At 67.5% G+C, this 7,174-nt stretch carries 4 protein-coding genes and 1 pseudogene; 1 reads left to right on the top strand and 4 read right to left on the bottom strand.

The genetic code is table 11. The features are described 5' to 3' along the window. The first annotated feature begins 456 nt into the window (after positions 1-456). Positions 457-1,224: an alpha/beta hydrolase gene (locus OG878_RS42060; protein ID WP_328891965.1), complete on the top strand. Its 768-nt coding sequence runs from the start codon at positions 457-459 to the stop codon at positions 1,222-1,224. A 96-nt stretch (positions 1,225-1,320) separates the two neighbouring features. Here OG878_RS42060 and OG878_RS42065 read toward each other — a convergent pair. From OG878_RS42065 to OG878_RS42080, 4 genes and pseudogenes are all read right to left on the bottom strand, one after another. Next, positions 1,321-1,407 (bottom strand): annotated as a pseudogene (locus OG878_RS42065) (IS5/IS1182 family transposase); the annotation flags it as partial. A gap of 947 nt (positions 1,408-2,354) precedes the next feature. Beyond that, entirely contained in the window at positions 2,355-3,047 is a 693-nt protein-coding gene (locus OG878_RS42070) for an HAD-IA family hydrolase (RefSeq protein ID WP_328891966.1), read from the bottom strand. A gap of 118 nt (positions 3,048-3,165) precedes the next feature. Next, entirely contained in the window at positions 3,166-5,766 is a 2,601-nt protein-coding gene (locus OG878_RS42075) for a DEAD/DEAH box helicase (protein ID WP_328891967.1), read from the bottom strand. Between the two features lie 37 nt (positions 5,767-5,803). Beyond that, positions 5,804-6,448, bottom strand: coding sequence for a hypothetical protein (locus OG878_RS42080; protein ID WP_328884794.1), 645 nt, complete (start codon positions 6,446-6,448; stop codon positions 5,804-5,806). Between the last annotated feature and the right edge of the window lie 726 nt (positions 6,449-7,174).

Genomic DNA, 7,174 nt, shown 5'->3' on the forward strand with positions numbered 1-7,174 from the left:
GATTCTCCTTACGGTCATCAAGCTTGGTCGAGTTCGTACGTGCCCACGATCCGAGGACTGGCCGACGCCCCTACCGGCACCTCACAAGCACATCCGCCCAAGAAGACCTCTCTTCGTATCGGAACTCATCGCTCGATGCCGCCTCGGGAGTGGCCCTCCATGGTTGCGAGTGGCCAGGTATCGCTGCGAGTCACAGGTGGCCTGAACACAACCCGGCGAACCTATGCGGTCACAGCACCAGGGCCTGTCTGGAGTCGTAACGACGTGGCGGGGAAAGGGGTTGGAGGGATGATGATCGGGCTGGTAGCTTGCAGTCGACCGTGACACCGCCCGAGGAGGTGAGACCCATGAACGCTGTATCAACGTGGGTGCTCCCCCTTCCCATCACGGCCGGCGATTGACGTAGGTGTCGCCGGGAGCGCCTCGACAACAAGGCACTCCCGAAAGGCAACACTTATGCACTTTCTGCAGTTCACCGCCGAGTCGTCGTCGAACAGCATGGTCGAACGCGACTTCATCGTGGGCGGTGTCCCCGGCGTTCTCTGGTCGCCGGTTTCCGGTGCAGCCGATCGCGCCCCCCTGGTCCTGATGGCCCACGGCGGCGGCAACCACAAGAAGCATCCGGCGATGTCCGGCCGCGCCCGTCTCCTCGTGACCGGCTGTGGTTTGCACGTCGCCGTCATCGACGCGCCCGGTCACGGCGACCGGCCGCGCACGAAGCACGACGAGGCGGAGATCGCCGAGCTGTTCCGGGCGCGGGCGGCGGGCGAGCCGGAAGGCCCGATCGTCGTGCGCTACAACGACCACCTGGCGGAGCTTGCCGTGCCCGAGTACCAGGCGACCCTGGACGCCCTCCAGAAACTCCCGGAGATCGGCACCGATGGGCCGGTCGGCTTCTGGGGCATCAACATGGGCACCGCGATCGGCATACCGTTCGTGGCGAACGAACCCAGGATCACCGCCGCGGTCTTCGGCCAGCACTGGCCCGATGTCCTGGCCGAGAAGGCGAAGCAGATCACCATCCCGATCGAGTTCGACCTGCAGTGGGACGACGAGCACATCTCGCGCGAGGAGGGTCTCGCGCTGTTCGACGCCTTCGCCTCAATGGAGAAGTCGTTGCACGTGAACTCGGGCAAGCACAAGGAGCTGCCCAGGTTCGAGGCCGACAGCGCGGTCCGGTTCTTCGCCCGGCACCTCGGCCGGCCGATCAGCTCGCCGGCCTGACGTGCGCGGTTGCGGCGTCCAGCTTGCCAGCCGGGCGCCGCGACCGCGGCCCCGGGGTGAGCCTGCGCATCCAGATGATGGATCCGCGTAGCTGGAGCCCCGCCATGCCCGGAGCTTGTTGATGCAGCGTTCCACCGTGTTGCGCTCCTTGTACTGCTCAGCATCATGTGACACCGGTCGACCGTCGTCCTTGCTTCCTTGCCGAAGGAGACGCCGAACGGGCCCGGCCCCGTGGCGGCTGCGCCACGGGGCCGGGCCCGTCGCTCTTCGGCTCTCAGCTTCCGGCGGGCTTCGTCGCGGGCTTGGCCGCGGTCGCAGCGCGCTGTCGTCACCGCGGTCGTCGCGATCTCGGTGCTCGCGGGTTCGGCGACCGTCGCGAGCGCCATCCTCAACTTTGGGGTGGAGTTCGACGTTATCGAGTCCCTGCTTGTGTGTGTCCGCGCCGCGGCCGCTGTGATCCGGGCCCGTGTTGCCGTGGTGGTCGATGTCGTGCTGGTGGTCGTGGATGTGACGGCGTGCGTGTGTCGTGATGAGCGGTGGTGGCTGGTTCTATGGTCGGTATCTGTGTGCCGAAGCCCGCTGCCGTCTTGGCCTCGTTCTGCGTGGCGGCCGCTGTGAGCGGGGCCTGGACGAGTAAATCGTGGATGCCGCGCTCGCCGCGCTTGCCGCGCACTGCACCGGTATCACCGGGGCGAGGATGTCGTGCGGTCAGAGCCCGGGGTACCGCCTCTGCACCGCGCGCTGGGCCCTGCCCGGGCCCGCTTTCGCCCGGCGCCGGGCGCCCGGTGCCCGGCGCCCGACGTTCGCGAGCCGGACCGTAATCCCGAGGGCGGCCCCGGCGATCGGGCCGCACCCCGACTTCCTCTGACGAAGCGGGGCAGTGGGACATCCCCCGGGTGCCGCTGCGCTACGACCGTGCCGTCATCGCCGGCGCAGCTGCGTGCAACGCGCAGCACCGGCCGGGATCCGTACGACATGGCGTTCCACCAGCAGGCTCCGCGGCCTGCCCTGGCGGGTGGCGTCGACCCCTTGCGATGCAGCGCCGTCACCGGTTTCATGAACTGGCGCGGGCTCAGCCCGGGAACGGGACTGTCCAAGACGGCTCCGACGCCGTGATCACACCAGCCACATCAAGATCTTTCCACTGCGGCTGATTCCTCCAGCCCGTGAAAGCGGGGTCCGGACACGAAAGCAAGGACGTCGCGGACCGCTTCGCGCAGGCTGCCGAAGTGACGATGCACGCCGTCCACCGCCGCTGGGGCGTTGACTCCCCACACCGTCATCCCGGCACGCAGCCCGGACTCAACCCCGGATGGGGCGTCCTCGATGACCAGACAGTCCTCCGGTTTGGCACCAAGTCGCGCGGCTGCCTGCAGATACGGCACAGGCGACGGCTTGCCTTCGTCCACGGCGGCCGCATCCACGAGGACCTCCGGGACCGGCAAGCCCGTCCGTGCGAAACGTCCACGTACCCGGTGCTCATAGTTCGAAGTCACCAGTGCCCAGGACCCGGGATGCAGAGTACTCAGCAGCTCCGAGGCGCCGCCGAAGGCCGTATACGCGCCGGAGCGGACGTCCTCGTCCTCCAGCTCGTGCAATGCGGCAAGGCACTCCCCGGGGTCCTGGTCCGGAGCAACCTGCGTGAAGGTCTCCATCGGCCTCGTCCGCAGCGCCACTCGATAGACCTCATCGGGGTCCAGTCCGTATCGCTCTGCCCACGTTCGCCAAACCAGGCGCTGATTGTCCACGGCGTCGATCAACGTGCCATCGACATCAAACAGGACATATCTCATCGCACCGGACTGGCCGGGTTCACTGGTCACGCTTCGATCATGCCATCAGGCCCTGAGCAGGCAGTCCAGTTGCCCAGATGCTGCCAGGGACGCAGACGCCCGAGCAGACAGCCGACCGCGAGCGCGACGGCCGCGATGACGACGCCCCTCACGCCCAGCGCATGCCGATGGTGGAGAGCTGCTCGACCCGCTCGGGCGTCAGCGACGCCGCCCTGCTTCGCTGGTTGCTGACCCAGGCGCCGAGCTTGATGTCCCGCTGCTCCTGCCGCTGTTCCCGGCTTTCGCCTTCGCCGTCGTGTCGGTCCACGGTGATGGTTTCTACGTGTTTGCGGGGGACCTGCAGGTGTCCCTCACGCTTGAAGTACTGGGTCGCGGCGGCCAGGTGCATGGCCCACTTGTCGGCCTGGCTGACCCGTGGCTTTGGTTTCTCGTTCTCGCTGGCGGGTGTGATGCCGAGGATGTGTTCGCACATCCATTGCTGCACCCCGGTCAGCTTCTCCCAGCCCAGCTGTTGTGCCCGTACCCACCGTCCGAGGTCTTCGCCTTGGCGTACGACGTCGCCCGGCGTGGTGGGTGGCGTCCCGCCGGCGTCAAGGTGCTGGCGGGTGAGGTGGAAGCACCGCTGCCATGTGACGGGCCATGCCGGGCACCAGGCGGGGTCGATGTCTTCCAGTTGCTCGCGCCGCTCCTGCGACATTGCCCCGGGCGACGATTGGGCCGAGAGGCCTTCGGCACTCCGTTGCTCGTTCTCGGCGGCCCGCCGGGCGGCGGCCCGCTGGTTCTTCAGCCAGATGCCCACCGTCGCGTCCTGGAACGTGGCGTCCAGGGGCGCGAGCAGGTGTCCGTGTTCGGTGGCCCATGCGCGGGCGGCGGCCAGGCCTTGTTCCCAGGCGAGGTCGTAGTGGGACCAGATCATGCCGAGCTTTTCGAGCTGTGCGGCGCGGTCTTGGTTCATGCGACCTTGGGCGTGGAAGCGGCGTGCGTCGGCGATCCACTGGCCAAGTGGAAAGCTGTGCAGCGGGGTCGGCCATACGATCTGCCCTGCCCCTGCCCCTGCCCCTTCCTCTGCCGCGCTGCCCGGGGCCCCGCTCTCGGCACCGCCGGTTTCCTTTCCGTGGGGGATGCGGTAGGTGAATGGGACGCGTAGGTCGCCATGCAGTCGGTGGTAGATGACAGCGGCTTCCACACCGCGGCGCCAGTGCTCGTGTTCGGGGTTGAGGACGCGGAGGTTGATGAACGCGGCCAGCTGGGCGGGGTTGCGGGGTGTGGAGAATTTCAGCAGGGCCTTGGCCGGGCTGCTGACGCCCTCCCACGCCGCCTGCTGCTCCTGGTCTTCGCCTTCTTCGCCCAGCTCGCGGCCCTTGGGGGAGCGGCTGGGGGCCTGCTGTTCGGCGAGGGCTTCCACGATCCGGGTGTCGTGTGCGCGGAGGGCTTCCAACAGCTTGGCCAGTCCGCCGTACGCCCGGGACGTGAGCATGTTGTCCGCCGTCTCCCCGGGCCCCAGCAGTACGGGCACCACGAGGGAGGCGGTTTTGCCTTCGCCGGGCTGCATCCGCAGGGCACGCCCGACAGCTTGGACGAGGTCGGGCATGGAGCCGCGTACGTCGGCGAAGTACACGGAATCGCATCGGGCTGTGTCGACGCCTTCTCCGAGGACTTTCACGGACCCCAGATAGCTCTTCTCGACCACGGTGCCGTCGCCCGTGATCCCGGTAGCGAACTCGTCCAGCACCCGCCTGCGATGAAGCGGCTTGTGCTCCCCGCACAGCCAGTTGGCCCAGACCGTCTTCGGGTACAGCTCCGGATCCGCCACGTGCAGCCGCTGAGCGACGTCCGGCAGGCCGGCCGCGAAAGCCTCGGCCTCCTTCACCACGTGGTGGAACACCAGCGTCCTGCGGAAGCCCTCCTCGGCCGACGCCTTCACCAGGGCGGTCTGCAGAGCGGCGAGCCGCGCCCCGCGTACGGCCTCGGACCGGGCCTCACCACCGAGGAGCTGCGCGGCCTGGAGCTGTGTGTCGGTGACGTCGACGCATACGACTTGGTAGGGGGAGCAGATGCCCCGGTCGATCGCTGCCGAGAGCGTCAGCGTGTAGCAGCGGCTGCCGAACGGGCCGTTTGGATCGTCGTCCATCGAGGCCACCAGCTCACCCGGCGCGCCCTGTTCCTGGTTCTCGTCTCCGAGTTGCCACAGCCGGGGTGTGGCCGTCATGTAGAGGCGCCGCAGGGCCGGGATTTTCTGGTTGTCGTGGACGACCGCCCACGGCTTGCCGATCCGCCCGGAGGTGCGGTGCGCCTCGTCGACGACGATCAGGTCCCAGCCCGAAAGGCCCGCGGTGTGCGCGCGCTCCAGCGTGCCCAGACCGAGGGAGGCGTAGGTGGCGAACACGGTGACCTTGTCGAAGGGCCGGGTCCACTCCACCAGCTCGTCCACGTCCGTGGTGTTCGGGAAGGACACCTCCTCACCCCGCAGCGATGACACCCCGATCATCGGGCCCGTGCGGCCGCCTTCACGCCACGCGGCCTCGGTCTGCGCCAGCAGGTCCAGCGAGGGGACGAGGACGAGCACACGCCCCGCGTGGAGCTCCTGCGCGCTGCGCACGGCGACGAGAGTTTTCCCGGATCCGGTTGCCATGATGACCTGGGTCCGGAGCCCTCGCTCGGGCACAAGTGATCTTGCAGGGAATTCGAGAGCACGGATAACCGCGTCGACGGCCTCTCTCTGATGCGGCCGGAGTGTTTTCTTTTCCATCGAGGCGTCTCTTTCCCAGAAATCCTGCTGCCCGTCTCTACCGCCCGTGTGCCGCCTTCAGCGCGGCGTGCTGCGCGTCGACGGCCGCGGTGAGGGAAGCGTGTAGCTGCCCAAGGAAGCTCCCGAGGTCTTCTGCAGCGATGCTGCAGCCGCTCTCCTCGAGCTCGAAGGTGCTGCCCGTGAGGGCGCCGGCGGTGAGGTGGTAGACGTATCCGCTGGTGTGGCCGAGGGCGTACATGGCTCCACCGCCGTCTGTGGCGAACACCGACACGGTGTCATCAACAACACCAGTGAGCCGGTTGGGATAGTTGCCTGCAGCGACCTGGGCAATGAGGGACGAGGCGTCATCGATCCAGATCCCGTTGCCGAGGTGAGGCAGCTCTGCCCCACCGAGATGCCCGTAGTACTCCAGGAGCGGGCCCGCCACGCCCTGCCGGGCCAAGACTTCCACCAACACGGGACCCTCTCCGGCGGGGACGCGGCACACAGTGTGCTCCCCGGGCAGGTACCCATGGACCGCCTCGAAGTCGGACACGAACTCGACCCCGAGCAGCTCCATGTCCTCATACCATTTCCTCAGACCTGCGAGGTGCACTCCATCACTCCTCGGATCAGGGAGGGCCACAAGTTCCAGACTATATCTGCAATTAATTTTGAAGCAAACCTTGTGCACTCTCACCATCACAAACACCCGACAGGTGCTGCTGCCGTGAAGAACACACCGCTCAATCGCAGCACACCGAGACCCCTGCAGTTCTCACCCCCCACGCCCCCACTGACACCCACTCAGCCCCCACACCCGGACAGCGACCACCGCCCCTCGGGCGGATGGTTTCCGACCACCCGTCACCACATGATGAGCGAAGCCCGTAATCGCACAGACAGGGGAACCGCAGGGGAGTCACGCCATCCGACGACAAGACAGACGCCCTGCACGTGGTGGAGCAGACGATGAGGACTCGCATGGTGTGAGAGGAGGTCTGCACGTCCCACTGGCCCCGCCCTTTTGACGAAGTATTGGAAGCACTGACGGCAGCTGCTCACCGGTGAGATGTGCCGATCGACCCCTCCTCCGCCAAGAGGGCCGCCCCGGAGATTCATGCAGGCTCCCGAGAGCGACCACCCCTGCTGCTGCTCGGGCCGCAAGGCCCGCAAGTGTGCCGCGCGAAGCGTGGCACACCCAGTGACGCGGAGCGTCACCAGGTGGCTGGAGCGCAGCGCAGGCCACCAGCCGGCCGAAGGCCGGCCCCGCACCCGCAACACGGTGCACCCGCACTGCAGTTGCCCCCGAAGCGAAGCGAAGGGGGCAACGCGGTGAGCAAAGCGAACCGCTCCGTTCCCGCGAAGCGGGAACAACTGGGCTGCGAAGCAGCCCAGTTCGCTTGCACATCGCGCAGCGATGTGGTAC

The sequence above is a fragment of the Streptomyces sp. NBC_00316 genome (assembly GCF_036158715.1).
Lineage (GTDB): Bacteria > Actinomycetota > Actinomycetes > Streptomycetales > Streptomycetaceae > Streptomyces.

Bases quoted from the DNA above. Each gene is read 5' to 3' on its own strand.
- OG878_RS42060 (WP_328891965.1), top strand. From the start codon at position 457: ATGCACTTTCTGCAGTTCACCGCCGAGTCGTCGTCGAACAGCATGGTC.
- OG878_RS42075 (WP_328891967.1), bottom strand. From the start codon at position 5,766: ATGGAAAAGAAAACACTCCGGCCGCATCAGAGAGAGGCCGTCGACGCG.
- OG878_RS42080 (WP_328884794.1), bottom strand. From the start codon at position 6,448: ATGGTGAGAGTGCACAAGGTTTGCTTCAAAATTAATTGCAGATATAGT.